Origin of the sequence: Treponema berlinense, assembly GCF_052273165.1 — a bacterium.
GTDB classification, from domain to species: domain Bacteria; phylum Spirochaetota; class Spirochaetia; order Treponematales; family Treponemataceae; genus Treponema_D; species Treponema_D berlinense_A.
The window spans coordinates 1-18243 of sequence record NZ_DAVZIU010000033.1; the positions used below are offsets into that span (position 1 = coordinate 1).

The 18243-nt window shown below is 41.4% G+C and carries 13 protein-coding genes; 5 read left to right on the forward strand and 8 right to left on the reverse strand.

From position 1 onward, the window contains the following. Nucleotides 1-384: 384 nt before the first annotated feature. The 4 genes from ACT6XC_RS08840 (at nucleotide 385) to ACT6XC_RS08855 (ending at nucleotide 5839) form a co-directional block, all read left to right on the forward strand. Entirely contained in the window at nucleotides 385-2091 is a 1707-nt protein-coding gene (locus ACT6XC_RS08840; protein ID WP_443741533.1) for a Mur ligase family protein, read from the forward strand. An 18-nt stretch (nucleotides 2092-2109) separates the two neighbouring features. Then, a complete protein-coding gene (locus ACT6XC_RS08845; protein WP_443741534.1) occupies nucleotides 2110-3240 on the forward strand; it encodes a D-alanine--D-alanine ligase family protein in 1131 nt (376 codons plus the stop codon). Between the two features lie 143 nt (nucleotides 3241-3383). After that, nucleotides 3384-4967 carry a UDP-N-acetylmuramoyl-L-alanine--D-glutamate ligase gene (murD, locus tag ACT6XC_RS08850; RefSeq protein WP_443738113.1) on the forward strand — a complete coding sequence of 528 codons (1584 nt, stop codon included), beginning with the start codon at nucleotides 3384-3386 and terminating at the stop codon, nucleotides 4965-4967. Nucleotides 4968-4999: 32 nt separating this feature from the next. Beyond that, nucleotides 5000-5839: a Cof-type HAD-IIB family hydrolase gene (locus ACT6XC_RS08855; protein WP_443741535.1), complete on the forward strand. Its 840-nt coding sequence runs from the start codon at nucleotides 5000-5002 to the stop codon at nucleotides 5837-5839. Between the two features lie 95 nt (nucleotides 5840-5934). Here ACT6XC_RS08855 and purA read toward each other — a convergent pair whose 3' ends face one another. The 8 genes from purA to ACT6XC_RS08895 all read right to left on the reverse strand — a co-directional run bounded on the left by purA (nucleotide 5935) and on the right by ACT6XC_RS08895 (nucleotide 16965). After that, complete coding sequence (gene purA, locus ACT6XC_RS08860; RefSeq protein ID WP_443741536.1) at nucleotides 5935-7167, reverse strand: adenylosuccinate synthase; 1233 nt, start codon at nucleotides 7165-7167, stop codon at nucleotides 5935-5937. Nucleotides 7168-7332: 165 nt separating this feature from the next. After that, nucleotides 7333-8991, reverse strand: coding sequence for an AMP-binding protein (locus ACT6XC_RS08865; protein ID WP_443741537.1), 1659 nt, complete (start codon nucleotides 8989-8991; stop codon nucleotides 7333-7335). A gap of 77 nt (nucleotides 8992-9068) precedes the next feature. Beyond that, nucleotides 9069-9950 (reverse strand): methylenetetrahydrofolate reductase [NAD(P)H], encoded by an 882-nt coding sequence (gene metF, locus ACT6XC_RS08870; RefSeq protein WP_443741538.1) that lies wholly within the window; start codon nucleotides 9948-9950, stop codon nucleotides 9069-9071. A 204-nt stretch (nucleotides 9951-10154) separates the two neighbouring features. Then, nucleotides 10155-11741: an NFACT RNA binding domain-containing protein gene (locus ACT6XC_RS08875; RefSeq protein ID WP_443741539.1), complete on the reverse strand. Its 1587-nt coding sequence runs from the start codon at nucleotides 11739-11741 to the stop codon at nucleotides 10155-10157. A gap of 123 nt (nucleotides 11742-11864) precedes the next feature. Next, on the reverse strand, nucleotides 11865-12494 hold the full coding sequence (locus ACT6XC_RS08880; protein ID WP_443738108.1) for an adenylate kinase: 630 nt from the start codon (nucleotides 12492-12494) through the stop codon (nucleotides 11865-11867). 185 nt (nucleotides 12495-12679) lie between these two features. Then, on the reverse strand, nucleotides 12680-15142 hold the full coding sequence (locus ACT6XC_RS08885) for an AAA family ATPase (protein ID WP_443741540.1): 2463 nt from the start codon (nucleotides 15140-15142) through the stop codon (nucleotides 12680-12682). Between the two features lie 20 nt (nucleotides 15143-15162). Next, a complete protein-coding gene (locus tag ACT6XC_RS08890) occupies nucleotides 15163-16344 on the reverse strand; it encodes a hypothetical protein (protein WP_443741541.1) in 1182 nt (393 codons plus the stop codon). Between the two features lie 18 nt (nucleotides 16345-16362). Then, nucleotides 16363-16965 (reverse strand): TP0733 family outer membrane beta-barrel protein, encoded by a 603-nt coding sequence (locus ACT6XC_RS08895; protein ID WP_443738105.1) that lies wholly within the window; start codon nucleotides 16963-16965, stop codon nucleotides 16363-16365. A gap of 163 nt (nucleotides 16966-17128) precedes the next feature. Between ACT6XC_RS08895 and folD the strand changes: the two genes are divergently transcribed. Next, the gene (gene folD / locus ACT6XC_RS08900) at nucleotides 17129-18010 is read left to right on the forward strand and encodes a bifunctional methylenetetrahydrofolate dehydrogenase/methenyltetrahydrofolate cyclohydrolase FolD (protein ID WP_443738104.1); all 882 of its coding nucleotides are present in this window, start codon (nucleotides 17129-17131) and stop codon (nucleotides 18008-18010) included. Nucleotides 18011-18243 lie beyond the last annotated feature (233 nt).

Here is an 18243-nt window from a genome sequence, read left to right on the forward strand (position 1 = left end):
TGAGGATTTTTTTTAAATTATAACCAAAATCGTGTTCGTTCATATATTTATTACCTCCTTATGTAAATAAATATACAGTTAGACTAAAATTATGTCAAGAAATAATTTAATAAAATTGACGGATTTTGGTTAATTTTTTGATAATTTATTGACAAAACGGCGGTTTTAATTGAAATAAATTGATAATTTTCAAGGCTTCGTAATACTGTTTGTTTTGTAAGTTTGGCAAAAATCATTGCAGCAAGCTGTGTTTTTCCAGCAGTATAGCAAAAGTTTTTTTGTCGACGGTTTTGGTAACATTTTGTTGCCGAAGCTTTTTTTTGCCCTGGCTCTCTTTATTTTTCCCATTGAAGAAACCATTTCTTAGCGGTAAAATAAAATATTATGGCTAAGAATCTTTCGGAGCTTTTAGGCTCTTTTGACTATATTTCCGTGGAAGGTGACGGAAAAACTGGATGTATTCTTTCTTCGGACTGTGTAATTTCTAACCTTGCTTTTGACAGTCGCGATGTTTCTGTTGGGTCGCTTTTTTTTGCGCTTCCAGGAACTCATACTACTGGTAATATTTTTATCAGTGACTGCATTAAAAAAGGTGCGACGGCTGTTATTTTTCAGGACGATTTTGATGAAAAAACGGCTTTGGAAATTCAGGACGCCCTTCAAAATTCCAAGAATAAACCTGTTTTTTTGCGCGTAAAGGACAGCCGTAAGGTTATGGCGCCTGTTGCAGCCTGTTTTTTTGATTATCCTTCTCAAAAACTCGGCGTTATCGGTGTTACTGGCACTGAAGGCAAATCTTCAACTGTAAGTTTTATCTGGCAGCTTTTGCGTCTTAACGGTCATAAGGCTGGCTTTATTTCTACCGTTCAATATTCTGTTGGCGATGAAGCTCTTGCTAATCCTCAGCATACTACAACTCCTGAAGCTCCTGTAATTCAAAATTATCTTGCTCAGATGGTTCAGAACGGCTGTGAATATGCTGTAATAGAAACTTCAAGCCATGGTCTTTCTCCTAAGCTCAACCGCACTGGAAATATTGATTTTGACTGTGGCGTTTTTATGAACGTTACTCTCGAGCATCTTGAATTTCATAAAACTTTTGAGCAGTATCGCGACGACAAGGCTAATCTTTTTAGAAAACTTGATGAAAATTCTCACCAAAAAACTATTCTCGGAAAAAAAGTTACTGTTCCTTCTTTTGGAATTGTAAATCTCGAGGACGAATCTGCCTCTTTCTTTATAAAAGCTACAAAACAGCCGGTTATTGGTTTTACAACGGAAGGCAAGGCCGGAAAACAGGCTGTTGCTGGTCTTGAAGAACAAAAGCCTCTTCCTCCTCTTCCTCCTTCCATTCCTTATCTTGTTGGCCGTAACATTGCGAGCGCGGCCTATGGGCTTTCTTTTAGCATTGTTGAGCCGAATCTTGTCGATAAAAATTCAAAACCTGTTGCCGCAGGCGTAATTCATATCAAGGCTTCTCTTCCTGGTGCTTTTAACGCATACAATATTATGGCTTCTTTGATTGCCGTGAGCCGTCTGACTTCGACTCCGCTCGAAAAAGTTGCAGAAAAGGTTCCTGAACTTGTGCCTGTAAAAGGCCGCATGACGGAAATTGATGAAGGCCAGCCTTTTGAAGTTATCGTAGACTATGCCCATACTCCTTCTAGTTTTGAGACTATTTTTCCACCGTTAAAAAGACGCGCTTCTGGAAAAATTATAAGTCTTTTTGGTTCTGGCGGTGAGCGCGATTTAAAAAAACGTCCTTTGCAGGGCGCTATTGCTGCTCGTTTTTGCGACGTTGTGATTTTAACCGATGAAGATCCGCGTGGTGAAGACAGTGTTGCTCTTCTTGAGCAGATTGCTGTTGGTGCAAAAAAAGAAGGTAAAGTTTTGAATAAGGATTTGTTTATAACTGCTGACCGTCCGTCGGCAATTCGTCAGGCTTTTAAAATGGCCCAAAAAAGCGACATTGTTCTTTTGCTTGGAAAAAGCCATGAAAATTCAATCATTTATAAAGACGGTCCTCATCCTTACGATGAAATTTCTGAAGCAAAAAAGGCCCTTGCAGAAATGGGCTACAAGGCGAATTAGAGGAGTTAAAAAATAAAAATGAATGTGACTGTTATTTACGGCGGAAAGTCTGGCGAACACGAGGTTTCTATGGTTTCTGCGGCTTCTGTTGTTAGAAATATCGACAAAAAACATAAAATCACTCTGATTGCAATTACAAAGACTGGAAAATGGTTTTTGCAGCCGGAAACTGAGCTAGAAAGAATCAGAAACGATGAAAAATCTCATTTTGAAATAACCGAAGATAAAAAAAATGAGGTTTTTGCAATTCCTGGCGGCGGAAAGGAAAGAGCCTTTGTCGTAAACGGATGCGAAATTTCGTGCGATGTGGTTTTTCCGGTTTTGCACGGAACTTTTGGCGAAGACGGAACGATTCAAGGGCTTTTTGAAATGATTGGCGTTCCTTACGTCGGATGTAGTCCTTTGGGTTCTGCAATTACGATGGACAAAGAAAAAACAAAGGCTGTGCTTGAAAATGCCGGAATTCCTGTTGTTCCTGGAATTTGCGTAAGAAGAAGCGAGCTTGCTGACTGGAAAAAATACGATGAAATTTTGGAAAATGCCCAAAAACAGCTTGGTTTTCCGATGTTTGTAAAACCTTGTTCTGCAGGTTCGTCTGACGGAGCTAATCTTGCCGTTGACCTGCGTCATTTGAATAGCGCAATTATTGATGCTTTTAATTGGGACGATAAAATTCTTATTGAAAAGGCTGTAAACGCCCGCGAAATTGAATGTTCTGTAACTGGAAATCCTACAATCTGTGATGGACAGAAAAACTTTGAGGTTTTGACGGCTTATGGTCCTGGAGAAATTGCTCCTAAGCATGATTTTTATGATTATGATGCAAAGTACAATGATCCTGACGGCGCTGAGCTTTTGATTCCTGCGCGGCTCGAAGAAGATAAGCTGGAAGAAATTCGGAATTTGGCGAAAAAAGCGTTTGCCGCGCTTGATTTGTGCGGATTGAGCCGTGTTGATTTTTTTATGGACAAAGATTCTTCTGAAATTTATTTGAACGAAATAAATACAATGCCTGGTTTTACACAAATTTCAATGTTCCCGAAGATGTGCGCAAAATTTGGTCTTGATTTTACTGCGCTGACCGAACTTTTGATGGACGAAGCCCTGTCAAAATTTGAAGCGGCTTCTAAATTAAAGACATCGCGCTGATTTTTTTAGAAAAATTTCTGCGTTAGCGGGTGGAGTGGCGGCTGTGCCGTTCCGGGGCTTTGCACCGGAATGAAACCACGCAACACGCGACCTGCCAAAATGGCAGGGAACGCCCGTCTTAAAAATTTTATTGGAGGCAAAAAATGGCTGATTTGAACGAACCTCTTCCTCCGGTTCCGAAAATTTATCCGGAAGGTTGTTTTTTTGACAAAATCGAGGATATTGCCGGAAAGCACGTTGTTGTTATGGGGCTTGGTCTCAACGGTGGTGGCGAAGCGAGCGTGCGTTTTTTGCTTAAACATGGAGCTTACGTTCTTGTTACGGACATGAAGACGGCTGAACAGCTTGCTCCGACAATAAAATCGATTTCGGAAGACCGCGAACTTGATAAAAGTCGGCTTACATACCGTCTTGGCGAGCATAAAATCGAAGATTTTGAAAAAGCGGACTGTGTAATTAAAAATCCAGGTGTAAAATACGACGGAAATAAATTTTTGGCTGCTGCAAAGGCTATTGAAACGGACATCAGCCTGTTTTTGCATTTTACTAAGGCTCCGATTATTGCGGTTACCGGTTCTAAGGGAAAAAGTTCGACTGTGAGCGCAATTTACTACGGTTTGAGGGAAGCAGGTTTTGAAGCCTTCCTTGGCGGAAATATTACTGTAAGTCCGCTGACTTTTCTTGAAAAAACGAGCGGAACTACTCCTGTTGTGCTTGAACTTTCGAGCTGGCAGCTTGCCGACTTGCACGGAAGAAAGGCTTTAAAACCTCACATTGCGATCATTACGAAAATTATTCCTGACCACCAGAATTTTTATCATTCGATGCTTGCCTATGTCGCAGACAAAAAACTGATTTACGCTGACCAGACTAAGAACGACTTTACGATTCTTGATTTTGATGACGATGCGGCTTGTGATGGCGGAACTTTGATTGACAACTGGGGAAATATTTTTGCAAAAGAGACAAAGGCCCAGGTTTTGAGATATTCTAAGTCAAAATTGCCGGAAGGCGTTTTTGGTGTATGGCAGGATAAGAACGGAAATGGAATCTGCCGTCTGCCGGAAAAACTTTTGAGCCGTTATGCGCAAGGGCACGGAAAAACAACTGACACAATTTTGAAGGAACTTGTTGTTCCTGGAAAACACATGCGTCTTAATGTTTTAAATGCCGCCCTTGTTCTTGAGCTTATGGGTGTTGCTCCAGAGCAGACTGTCGAGATTTTGGGAAAATGGCACGGAATTGAACATCGCCTTGAATTTTTTCATTCGTACACGGTCAAATATAAGTCGGGAAATTCCTGTGTCTTTAGATTTTACAACGACAGTGCGGCGACTGTGCCAGAAGCGGCGGCGGAAGCAACCCAGGCTTTTGGAAAACCTGTTGTTTTTTTGACTGGCGGAACGGACAAGGGACTTGATTTGAGTCCTGTTGCCGATGCGATTTCTAAAAATACGGCTTTTAAACCTTCTTCGATTTATATGCTTGAAGGAAGTGCCAGCGACAAGATGATCTGCGATTTTAACAGGGCGAATATTTCGTTTAACGGACCTTTTAAAAATCTTGATGAAATGCTTAAGTCTCTAAAAGCCGATATTTTGTCAAAAAATTGTTCTGGCGAAAAAGTGGTGGTTTTTAGTCCGGGCTCTACGAGTTTTGGAATGTTTACAAACGAATTTGATCGCGGAAATCAGTTTAAGGCAAAAGTTCGCGAGATTTTTATATAAACGTAAGACAAGTCCTGGAGAAAATAACAGCTATGAAAAATACCGGAAAACTGCATGTAAATCTTATCGCCCTTGATTTGGACGACACTCTTTTGAACGACGAGCGCAAGATAAGCGACAAAAACGTCGAAGTCTTAAAGCGATGCGCCCAGCGCGGAATTTACGTTGTTTTGTGTTCTGGCAGGGCAGAAGACGGAATCAAGCCTTTTGTAAGCAGACTGAATATTGCTGCCTTGGAAAGCGGAAAATATGTAATTGCAATAAACGGTTGCTCTATTTTTGACATGCACAAGCGCATTCAGATTTACAAAAAAACTGTGAGTGGCGAAGTCCTTTTGGAAGCGCATAAAATTGCTGTTAAAGAAGGTTTTGAGACAGAAGTTTATTCTGACGGCAAGGTTTTTTACAGCAAAAAAACGGACTGGACCTTGCGTGATGTCAAAATGTGCGGATTAAATGGTGAAGAAGCTCCCGATTTTGAAAAATTTTTGCTCGAAAACCAGAATTCATTTTTTAAAATGCTGATTCCCGGAGAACCTGAAAAAATTCAGGAACTGCAAAAAAAATTGAAGGCCAGCCTTGGTGAAAAAGCTGTAATTTTTACGAGCAAACCTTATTTTTTGGAAATTTTGCCACCAGATTGTGGAAAAGGCGAGGCGATTGAATGGCTTTCTTCTTTTATTGGCATTGACCACAGCACGACTCTTGCTTTTGGCGACAGCATGAATGACGAAAGCATGATTGAAAAATGCGGTTACGGAGTTGCAATGCTGAATGGAAACGAACACATAAAAAATATTGCGGATTTTGTGACGGAAAAAACAAACAACGATGACGGTGTTGCAGATTTTATAGAAAAATATATTCTTTAAATTTTTGTTGATTAAGATTTTGATTATTTAAAATGAAATGGGCGTCTAAAGACATTTTTATCTTTGGACGCCCATTTTTTGTTGTCAATACTTAATTACTTTTTCCATGGATTTTTGCGGATAAATGTTTCATCGCGCTCGTATCCTACGGAGATTATTCCGACTGGAGTTTTGCAGTAGTCTTCGATAAATTCAACATATTCGCGTGCTTCTTTTGGAAGTTTTGAATATTTGCGGATTTCTTTGAGGGATTTTTTCCATCCTGTAAATTTCTGGAGAACAGGTTTTGCGTTTTCCATGTCTTCAACATTTGCTGGGAAATCTGTTACGATTTTTCCATTGATGTCGTAGGCAATGCAGGCTTCAATCTGTTCCATTGGATCGTAAATGTCGAGGTGTGTCAAAACAAGGCTGTCGATTGAGTTTACACGGCAAGCATAGCGCAATGCAACAAGGTCGAGATAACCGCAACGGCGTGCTCTTCCTGTTGTTACACCATATTCGCGTCCAGTGTCGCGTACTTTGCGGCAAAGCTCGCTTTCTGCTTCGTCCGAATCGTTGAATTCTGTCGGCATAGGACCGTTTCCTACGCGTGTTTCGTAGGCCTTAAAAACACCTAAGATTTTGTCTAAATCATGAGGACCGATTCCGCACCCTGTTGCGGCTCCAGCAGAGCATGAAGCTCCTGAAGAAACATAAGGATATGTTCCTGAGTCAATGTCGAGCATTGCTCCCTGCGCACCTTCAAAAAGAATGTTGCTTTTGCGGTATTCGTACATTTTTTGAGTAAGGTCAACGCGCATTTTGATAAGCTGGTCTTTGTATTTGTTGATGAATTCTAAATCTTCGCCTTCAAATTCATCCATTTTCTGTTTCCAGTCGAGGTCTGCAAGACGAATGCCGTCGCGCTGTGATTTTTCTGAATATGCGATTCCGATTCCGCGACCTGTTGTTCCGATCGGGCGTTTGCGCTGAGAATCGCGTTCTTTGTCCATTTTTCGATAGCGTGGAAGAATGATGTGCGCACGGTCAGAAATGAAAACTCGTCCTTCCCAGTTGATTCTGTTGTCTTTGAGCATCTGGAGTTCGTTAAAAAGTGCTTCTGGATCTATAACCATTCCAGCACCCAAAAATACAGATTTGTTTGGATAAAGAATTCCGCTCGGAACCTGATGAAGTGCAAACTGTTTTCCGTCAACTACGATTGTATGACCAGCATTTGGACCGCCTGCGTAGCGAACAACGTATTCAGCATCTTCGGCAAGGTAATCAACGATTTTGCCTTTTCCTTCATCACCCCACTGGGCACCAATTACAACGACCTTCATAAAAAGCTCCTGCAAAACAAAAAACTAAATTTGTGTCGCCTCTGCAAGGGGTTCTCACAAACGGCACTAATTTTATCATAAAAAAAGTTCTTATTCAATTAAACAAGACATTAAATGGGCGTAACAGGAAAAGGCTGTGTTGTTTTGCCTGTACGCCACTTAAAATCAGTTTTTTTCTCGCAGTTCTACGCGGCGGATTTTGCCAGAAATTGTTTTTGGAAGGTTTTCGACAAATTCGATTATGCGAGGATGTTTGTATGCCGCCGTCTTTGACTTCATAAACTCAAAGAGTTCGAGTTTTAGTTCTTTTGTAGGTTCAAAACCTTTGTTTAAAACAACGGTTGCCTTTATTGCCTGGCCGCGTTTTTCGTCTGGAACGCCAGTTACCGCGCATTCAAGAATTGCTGGATGCAAAAGAAGTACGCTTTCCACTTCAAAAGGGCTTACTCTGTAGCCGGAAGTTTTTATTACGTCGTCTTTGCGTCCTATAAACCAAATGTAGCCGTCTTCGTCGTAATACGCAACGTCGCCGGTGTAATAGTCGTCTCCGTTAAATACTTTTTTTGTCTGTTCTTCATTTTTGTAGTAGCCGGAAAAAAGTCCTGTCGGGCGCTGACCGTGCAGGTGGAGGACAATCGAGCCTTCTTCGTTTGGAGGGCATCTTGTTCCGTCTGGCCGGACAATTTCCAAATCATAGCCAGGAGCCGGTTTTCCCATTGAGCCTGGTTTTATTTTCATTCCAGGAAAGTTCCCTGCAAGAACAGTGGTTTCTGTCTGGCCAAATGCTTCGTGCATTTCGAGACCTGTTGCTTCGTAGACTTTTTCGTAAAGTTCTGGAGGAAGAGCTTCGCCGGCCGTCACAATGTGCTTTAAGGCTGACAAGTCGTATTTTTTTATGTCGGCTTTAACCATGAAGCGGAAAGTTGTCGGTGGCGCACAGAAAGTTGTAACTCGGTATTTTGAAATAATTTCTATTGTTTTTGACGGCGAAAAAGTTGTCATGTCGTAAACCATTACCGCAGAACCGCAGATCCATTGTCCGTAGATTTTTCCCCACATAGCCTTTGCCCAGCCGGTTTCTGCGACCGAAAGATGAAGCCCTCCGTCCATAACGTTCTGCCAGTATTTAGCAGTAACAATGTGCGCGAGAGGGTAGGTAAAGTTGTGCTGAACCATTTTTGGGTTTCCGCTTGTGCCGGAAGTAAAGTAAACGAGCATTGTGTCGCTGTTTTCTGTCGGGCGGTCGCTTTCTGAATCAAAATCTTCAGCTTTGAAATTTTCAATTTCGTCGTAATAACTGAGCCAGCCGTCGCGATTTTTTCCGACTGTTACAATATTTTTGACCGTCGGTGAATTTTTGAGGGCAGATTCAATTCTTGTCTGAACTTCGTCATCTTCGTACGAAACTATCATTTTGATTTCGGCGGCATTTGTCCGGTATTCAATGTCTTTTGTTAAAAGCTGGTTTGTTGCAGGAACGGCAATTGCTCCGATTCTGTGCAGAGCAAGCAGAAAAAACCAGAATTCGTAGCGGCGGCGCAAAATAAGCATAACTGTGTCGCCTTTTTTTATTCCGTGGAGCTTCAAAAACTTGGCAGTCTGTTTTGAACGTTCCGAAATTTGGCTGAAAGTAAAATGATGGCTTTCGAGAGTGTCGTCGCACCAAACCATTGCAAGCTTTGAAGGAACAGTTTGCGCATAGCGGTCTACAATGTCGTAGGCAAAATTGAAATTTGCTGGAATTTTAAGTTTAAAATTTTTCTTTAAATCTTCGTAATCAGTGTATACTGTCTCGTCCTGAACGAAATCTTTGTAAAAGTTCATTTTTTAGTCCTAAAAATATATTGAAATATGTGTTCTTTTAATTAGACACGGAATTTTTTTAAAGGTTGCAGAAAAACTTATTTATTTACAGCTTTTATGATTGAATCGATGTTTTTTACGATTGATTCTGCAATTTCCGGTTTGTTCATCGTGTAAATGTGAATTCCGCGGATTCCGTTTGAAATTAAATCTATAATCTGGTCGGTGGCATAAGCGATTCCCGCCTGCCTCATAGCTTCGCTGTCGTTCCGGAAACGGTCGCAAAAAGACAGGAGTTTGCGCGGAATGTATGCATTTGAAAGGTCGACCATTTTGCTTACTTGGTTTGCGTTTGTAATCGGCATAATTCCTGCCAGAACAGGAACGTGGATTCCTGCGGACTGGAGGCGATACAAAAATGAATAAAGCATATCGTTGTCAAAAATCATCTGCGTAGTCAAAAAATCGACTCCAGCTTCGACTTTGTGTTTTAAGTTTTCGATATCTGTGTCGCGGTTTGCGCTTTCCGGATGTCCTTCTGGATAACATGCGCCTCCTACACAAAATCCGTTTTGCTTTAAGAGCGAAACAAGGTCGGAAGCGTGGAAAAATCCTGAAGGAAAAAGGTTTTCGCCTTCAAAAGCGTCTTTTGGCAAATCTCCGCGCAATGCAAGCACGTTGTTTATGTTTTTTTGTTTGAGGGTTTGAATCGTCTGTAAAAGCTGCTCTTTTGTCGAGCGGACGCAAGTTAAGTGGGCAAGAGATGCTGTTCCTGAATTTTCGACAGCCTGTGCAAGGTCAGAAGTGTTTGTCTGTGTTGAACCGCCTGCTCCGTACGTTATTGAAATAAAATCCGGCTTGAGAGAACTTAAAGAAAGCGCAGTTTTTTTTACCGAATCAAAAGCCTCCTGTTTTTTTGGAGGAAAAATTTCAAAAGATATAGTAACTTTTTTAGATTTTAAGATTTCGCTGATTTTCATGTTTTTTAAGTTTAACAGAAAAAAGTTTTGTAATCTATATTTTGGAAAAATCTGTGTTTTGTGGAAAAAAATTGCGTCAGGGGCTGTTAGCCGCGAAAGCGGTTCGGACGCGCTTGCGCGGCTGAACGGAAAAATTGCGCGGCAATTTTATAACGCAAAGACCCGGCGGGCTGTCCTGGCAAGGTCAGCCCGGACGCCCGAAAGTTAAAATTCGCTCTGATTTTCTTCCAGCTGCCTTAAAATTGCGGAATCCATTTTTATGTGAAGGTTTTTTTCGTTGGAAGGCAGGACTAGACCTTTTGGTCCGTTTTTTGCGCGGCGAAGGTGCTTGACCTGTGTGTAATAGAGGTCGGCTTCTGCGTTTTTGCGCGCCTTTGAGTAATAAACTGCAAGGTTTCCGGCTGTAAGCATAATTTCGAGAGGAACTGTTTTTTCTGACCTTGCCTTTATAAAGACATAGCCTCCAGGATAATCGCGCGTATGAAACCACAAATCTGCTCCTTTTACATAATGGCGCAAAAGCTCATCGTTTTCTGTGGCATCGCGTCCAACAAGAATTGTCCAGCCTTTTAATTCGTAAGAAAGTCCCGGTCGTTCGCTCTGTTCCTGTTGCCGCGGTTTTTGTTGTTTGCGCAGGAGCTGTTCGAGTTTGACGGGATTTTTTTCTGCGAGCATTGAATTGTATTTTTGGTCGAGTTCGGAAATTTGTTTTTTTGAGAGGAGTATGTCGTGCTCCAAATCTTCGAGACCGTGGCTTTGTTTTTTGTAAGTTTCGTAGTATTTTGCGGCGTTTTCGTGCGCTGATTTTTTCGGGTCGATTTTAATATGGACTTTTTTGCCGTGTTCAAAGTCTTCGCAATCGAGGTAGCCGGAAGAAGCCTGTCCGTTTGTAAACATATAGCTGTAGGAAAGAATTAAATCTCCCCAGTGTTTCCATTGTTCCGCATTTAAAAAATCGCTTCGTTTTTGCTCAAGTTTTTCGAGCGCGTTTTCGAGCCTCGTTTTGTGTGAATTATACCATTTTTCTGCCTGTTCGAGCAGTTTTTCGGTCGAAGTCCGTGAAGCGTTTTGAGAATAAAATAGATCGACTTTTTCGTTAAATGAAAGGTCTTGCGAGGTTTGTCCGCTATTTTTTTTATCTTTTAAGCTTTTAAAATTTTCCGAAGAATTTTGAATTTCATTAAAATCGCGGACTGGAAATTTTTGAAGGCTGAGTTTTTCTTCTTCAAATTTTTCTTTTTCCGTCAAATTTTTAATTTCCGGCAAAACGAGGATTTCGCCCGAAATTTCGCCTTTTGCTGGACGTCGGTAAAAACTGTCAAAAATTACATTTTCTTTATTGCATAAAAAAATGTTTCCTGCGTTTGACCAAAGTCTTATGTAAAGATTTAATTCTTCAATTCCGTCTTCGTCGGTCTGGATTTTTTTCTTTTTTGCAAATTTTTCTTGGGCGGCAGGCATTACGTAAACTGGACCTTCGCGGTATGTTGAAATTTTTATAATCCGCTCTTTGCCGAGTTGTCTGCATTCCGTAATTTTTGCGCCTTTTATTCTTGAGCGAAGAATTTCGTTAAAACGCAGAGGTTTTTCGTTTTTGGGAATTTTTCTTTTTACTTCGTTGAGCCTACATCCGCCTGCGGCCAAGCAGATAAAAACTGTTTTTGGAACACCGGGTTTGTAAGTATAAAGCGCAATAGAATCAAATGAAGGTTGTACAATTTCCTGAATAAATGAACCTGTCAAATCCAGTTCTTTTAAGATTAAATCGATTTCGTTACAGTTAAGAGACATAAAAGGAGGTTTTTTGTTTGAAAAATATCTAAAACTTTTATTGCCGCACAGAAAAAATGTACGGCAATAAGTATTTGAGCTTAAGAAACTACATTTTTTTTTGAGTCTCAAACGCTCTGGAATTTATTTTTTAAATTTTGCTTCGAATTCTTCGAGAACTTTTTCTGGAGCTGGACGCGCATCGATGTCTACGAGGTTTCCTTTTTCCTTGTAAAAATCAATGAGCGGAGCAGTAGATTTTCTGTAAACTATGAGTCTGTTCTGAATTGATTCTGTTTTGTCGTCGTCGCGGGTGTAAAGTTCTCCTCCACATTTGTCGCATTTTCCTTCAACTTTTGGCGGATTGAACTTAACGTGGTACATCTGTCCGCAGTCTTTGCAGCATACGCGACCACCAAGACGTTCAACAACAGCTTCGTCTGCAATATCGAAGTTTACGGCAGCGTCGATTTTTGCAAAAGATTCGAGTGCTTCTGCCTGAGGAATTGTGCGTGGGAAACCGTCCAAAATATAACCGTTTGCTGTGTCTGGCTGAGAAAGTCTATCTTTTACAAGGCCGATTGTAATTTCATCGCTTACCAAACCGCCAGCGTCAATAATCGCCTTTGCTTTTTTGCCAAGTTCAGTTCCGTTTTTAATGTTTTCGCGGAAAATGTCGCCTGTCGAAATGTGTGGAATGTTAAAAGCCTTTGCTGCTTCCTTTGCAAGAGTTCCTTTTCCAGCTCCTGGAGGTCCTAAAAAAATAAAATTCATCGTTTTCTCCAAAAAAAATATTGTAAAATGGGCGTTCCCTCACTTGCGTTCGGGGCGTGCGTTACGTTGCTCGGTAACCCTCGGCCTCCTCGGTCGCACAACAAAGTTGCGCTCCCTGCGGTGGCTGGCTTTGCCACAACTCCATGCACTAACGCTTTTCTAATATATCAAAAAATCTTCCTAACTTAAAGACCTTTTTTTTGCGCTGTGTCTGCCTGAATTTTTACCGTCAAAAATTCAATTGTCGTATTCCAGTTAAAAAGCGTGTTTTGGCAGGCAGCGGTCAAAAGATTTTTGATTTTTGCCAAATCTTCCGTTCCGATTTCTCTTGCCATTGCCGAACCGTAAGAAGAGTTTTCTGCATCGAACCAGCGGTTTATTTCTGTTTCTGTAATCCGCCTTTTTTCTGTAATCACTTTTGTTGCAGATTTTACACAAAATCCCTGTTCTTCAAAGGCGGCTTTTACTGAATTTTCGTTCCAGGCAAAAAGTGGATTTTCTTCGTTGCCAAAAAATTCTTTTTCGGCATTTTCCATTTTTTTTAAGATTCCTTCGTAAGCGTTTCTTGTGCTTTCTGTCAGAATCTGGTTGTAAATCAATTCCCAGATTTTCTGTCCTTTTGAAGGAATTCTTTGTGAAATTACAATCTGCTGTCCGTCTGCTACAAGGTTTTGCGGAAGATTTTTGAGTGCGCTTGCAAGAACGTCCACACTGTCCTGGCAGTTAAATGGATCTCTAAAGAAAATCCTGTCAAAAATCATTCCGTTTTCGTTGTATTCTTCAAGAATTTTTGCAAAAACCTGCATGCTCAGGTAATTTTCGAGGCTTTCCGGTCGGAGTTTTAAAACAGGGCGGTCCAAATCGTCCAGTGTGCGGCCATATTGTTCAAGAATTTCAAGTCCGCGCAGGTTTGAACAAAGTCCAGCCGTTACGCCTTCTGGAGTTTTTCTGCTTACTTCCCAAATTAAAAGTCCGTCGTCCGCATTCCAGACAAGGCTTCTTGTGTGCCGGCTCAAATCTGCCAGTTGAATCATTGCGTTGCGGATCGTCGTAAGAATTTCCGCCCGATTGGAGTCGAGCCTGCTTTTCCAGGATTTGTCCGCACGGTCGAGAGCTGTTTCACGGCGCTCGTTTTTTGGAGTAAAAGTCAGATTTTCTGGTTTTGTGGTCGAGCTTTTGTCAAAGTTTTTATTTATCCACCATTCACCGATTGGATTGTCAAAGTCTGTTGCAAAATGAGGTAGAGGATGCATTCCGCACGAAACGTCAGATTCTGGTTTTTCGGGTTCAATTCCTTCCAAAATTGCAGAAATCTGAATTTCCCGGCGGCTCAAGACGTCTTCTTTTATTTTTGCTTCGTATCCTTGGGATGTTGGCGTGTAAAAGACTCTTCCGACAAGTTCCGACGGAAGATACTGCTGCGCAACCCAGTGGTCGCGGTAAGCGTGCGGATAAAGGTATCCGTTTCCGTGTCCAAAGCCTTCTGCATCGCGCGAAGAATCCCTTAAGTGGTTTGGAACTTCGGCATCTTCTTTTTCAACGCTCGAAAGCGCGTCAAAAAATGCCATGCTCGAATTCGATTTTGGGCAGGTCGAAAGATAGAGCGCTGCGTGAGCCAGAAAATACCGTCCTTCTGGAAGCCCGACGCGGTCAAAAGCCTGGGCGCAGTTTTCGACAATGCAGACTGCGTTTGGGTCTGCTAATCCTGTGTCTTCGCAGGCAGAAATCAACATTCTCCTGAAAATAAAATGCGGATCTTCTCCGGCGCGCACCATTCTTGCAAGCCAGTACATTGCCGCATCTGGATCTCTTCCGCGCAATGATTTTATAAATGCGGAAATTATGTCGTAGTGATAGTCGCCGTCGCGGTCATAAAGAACAACTTTTTTTTGAATCGATTCCTCTGCGGTTTCTTTTGAAATAAAAATTGTCGAACCCCAGGCTGGAACAGGATTTGCGTTGAAAGGGTCCCATTTTTCTGGCGTTGTTTCTACGGCAAGTTCCAATGCATTTAAAAGAGAGCGTGCGTCTCCGTTTGCAGTGTCCACGAGATGCTCAAGAGCGCCTTTTTCAAATTCGACGTTCCAGTGTCCGTATCCGCGTTCAACTTCGTTTAAGGCAAAATTTGCGGCTTTAAAAAGGTCATCTTTTGTGAGCGGTTTTAATTGAAAGACACGACTTCTCGAAACAAGGGCTTTATTTACTTCAAAAAACGGATTTTCTGTTGTTGCGCCGATTAAAATAATAGTTCCGTTTTCTACCCAAGGCAAAAGAGCGTCCTGTTGAGCCTTGTTCCATCGGTGAACTTCATCAACGAACAGAATTGTACGTTTTCCGTAAAGTTTAAAATAATCGTCTGCCTGTTTTATTGCTGAGCGAATTTCCGCGACTCCAGTCAAAACGGCATTTAGCGTAATAAAGTTTGATTTTGTGTGATTTGCAATTACTCTTGCAAGAGTTGTTTTTCCACAGCCAGGCGGTCCGTAAAAAATTACAGAGGTTAACTGGTCGGCTGCAATTGCACGGCGCAGGAGTCTGCCTTTTCCGACAATATGATCCTGACCGATATATTCGTCCAAATTCCTGGGACGGAGCCTTGCAGCCAAAGGTTCTTTTTGTGTTTTAGAAGCGTCAAACAAATCACTCATAAAGAGAGTTTAGCATAAATCTATTCGCGATTCCACTTTGTCCTTGATGGATAATAAGACCACAAACTTGCATTTTTGCGTGTAGCAGAAGTGCTAGAAGGGTTTCCTTCAAAATTTGATGCAGCATAAATATCTGTGCCTGTATCTGATCTTGTCGGGTCGATTGTCAAAAGTATCGGAACAATGTACGAAGAGGACAGGGTTGAAGTTGCATTTGCAGAGATTGTTGTCGCAGAACCTGTCGGCCTTCCTTCGCTAAGAGCAGTATTGTCTAAACCGCTTGTAGTTCCGAGCAAAAGTTTGTCTTTTGTAACGGCAATGGAACGGATTGCGCTTGAGTCGCAAGATACTGCTGTCCATTTTGAATTTCCGACCGCTCTGTAGTAGACTGTTGTGCTGTTTGCGTAGTAAATCATTGTTGCGTCTGAATTATAAGATTCGTTGGAAGTGATTGCGGCAGAGTCTGTAAAGTAGAAGATGCTTCCGTCAAAAGTTGAAACTCCGTTTGCACTTGAGTAGATTGAAGTTAAATTGTCGCCAGACGTAAAATTATATTCACTGCTTTCTTCTATTAAGGTTGCTTTTCCGCCCTCGAGTTTGTAAATTTTTCCATCGATTCTTATAAAAGCGTAGCGGTTTTTGTTTTTTGGAGTATTTGTACAGAAAATCGATGAAGCCGAACTTATTTCGCTTGTGATTGATTTATCGTCAAAAGTAACAGTCTGCCAGACTGCGTCTTTTTTTGAAGTGTCGAGGTATTTTAATTCTCTTGAAATTTCTTCCATCTCGCCGTCGTTTGTAACTTCTTTTACAATTGACGAAAGAGAATAGATTTCTCCCTTGCGGTTTGCGGCAAGTCTTACATAATTATTGCCTGGTCTTGAAGTCGTGAGCCAATGTCCGTGTTCGGAAGTTGTGTAGTCTGTCGGATCAGTTGCGTCTGCCACGTATGTTCCGTTATTTTTTACGGCTTTGGTTATATCTTTTTTCCATACTACAGGGTTTGCCGACAAATAAAGATATTCTTTTGAATCAGATTTGTCGGTTACGCGGATAAGAGAATGAACCGTACCTTGAATCTGTGCGTCCGAAAGTTTTACTTCTTCGCGGATTGTGTCAAAAACTACACCGTTGCATGAAGTAAAAACTGAGATGGCAGAAAATATAAATACTGAAATTATGCTTTTTAAAAGTTTTTTCATTTTTTTTATTTCCGTTTTTTAGAAGTGGTATCTTGCTGCTATTACGACAGAAGAAAAATTGCCGTGGTCGTTGTTTTCTGAATCTTCATACCACTGAGGCAGATACATAAAATTTCCTTTTATGCCGAACGACCAGCTTGGAGTTACGCGGTAAAAAATTCCTGCTTCTGGTTTGAGTGTAAGTCCTGGAAAATACGTGCGGTTAAGATAACTTTCGACAGCCGCTCCGATTCCCATTGTGATTGGAAATTCAAATTTTTTTATAGTTGGCTGTACGGTAAAGCAAAATACGAACGGTACGTAAGTGAACATATTTTCGCCGATTGTCGGATTGTATCCAAAACTTACATCGAGACCAACTGCAAACCATGAAGTTAAAAATCTGTGGTAACCGATTGTTCCAGCTCCTCCAGTCGAAAGCTGACCTTCGCGGTAGAGTGGAAAATCGCCGCCGAAATTGAGCGGAAATGTTACCATAAGTCCAATATTTATGAATTGATCGCCAGGTTCGTTCATTCTATATTCAACGGCAAATCTGTCATCATCTTCGTCTTGTTCCTGACAAAAAACCGCAGTTGAAAATAAAAAAACAGTGCAACAAATTGCAATGAATTTTTTCATCTTATGCTCCAAATTTAATAGAAAAATTGCTAAAAAATATATATAGTTTTACCGAAAAGATTAACCTAATAAGGCTTTTTTTTCAATATTTAATTAACAGTACAAAAACCGTCTTTGTGCCGCTAGGTTACGAAAAATTTTACGGAGTTTTTGGAGGTAAAAAATGAGTGCTCAAATCATTGATGGAAAACAGATTGCGCTTGAAGTTCGTGCTGGTGTTGCAGAAAAAGTTGCCGCATTAAAGGCAAAAGGAATAACGCCTTGTCTTGCCGTTATTCTTGTTGGAGAAAATCCTGCATCAGTAAGTTATGTAACTGGAAAACGCAAGGCACTTGCAGAAGCCGGCATGACCGACCGCTCCGAAATTTTACCAGAAAATACGACAGAAGAGGAACTTTTGGCTTTGATTGACAAGCTGAACAAAGACAGTTCTGTTCATGGAATTTTGGTTCAGTTGCCTTTGCCTAAGCACATTGATGAAGATAAGGTGATTATGGCAATTAGTCCTGAAAAAGACGTTGATGGTTTTCATCCAGTGAATGTTGGAAAAATGGTAATTGGAAAAAAGGCATTTTTGCCTTGCACACCGCACGGAATTATTGTTTTGCTCAAGAGAATGGGAATCGAAACTTCTGGAAAACATGCCGTTGTGATTGGACGTTCAAATATTGTCGGAAAACCTGTAACTCTTTTGCTTGCAAGACGCGAAACAAACTGTACAGTTACAATGTGCCATACTGGAACAAAAAACATGGCAGAAATCGTAAAACAGGCTGATATTATTGTTGCCGCTTCTGGACATCCGCATACAGTAACTGCCGACATGGTAAAAGAAGGAGCGGTTGTAATCGATGTAGGCGTAAACAGAATTCCAGATGCGACAAAGAAGAGCGGTTTCCGCTTGATTGGCGATACTGATTTTGAAGCAATAAAAGAAAAAGCAAGCTTTATAACTCCAGTTCCAGGTGGCGTAGGCCCAATGACAATCGCCATGCTTATGTACAATACTCTTGAGGCAGCGGAAAACGCTGCCGGCGTAAAATAAACGAGAATTGCGAAGCAATTGTCGGCGGGTTGTAGCGAAGCGGAATCCCGCCAATACTCTTGAGGCAGCGGAAAACGCTGCCGACGTAAAATAAACGAGAATTGCGAAGCAATTGTCGGCGGGTTGTAGCGAAGCGGAATCCCGCCAATACTCTTGAGGCAGCGGAAAACGCTGCCGACGTAAAATAAACGAGAATTGCGAAGCAATTGTCGGCGGGTGGAAGCGAAGCGGAA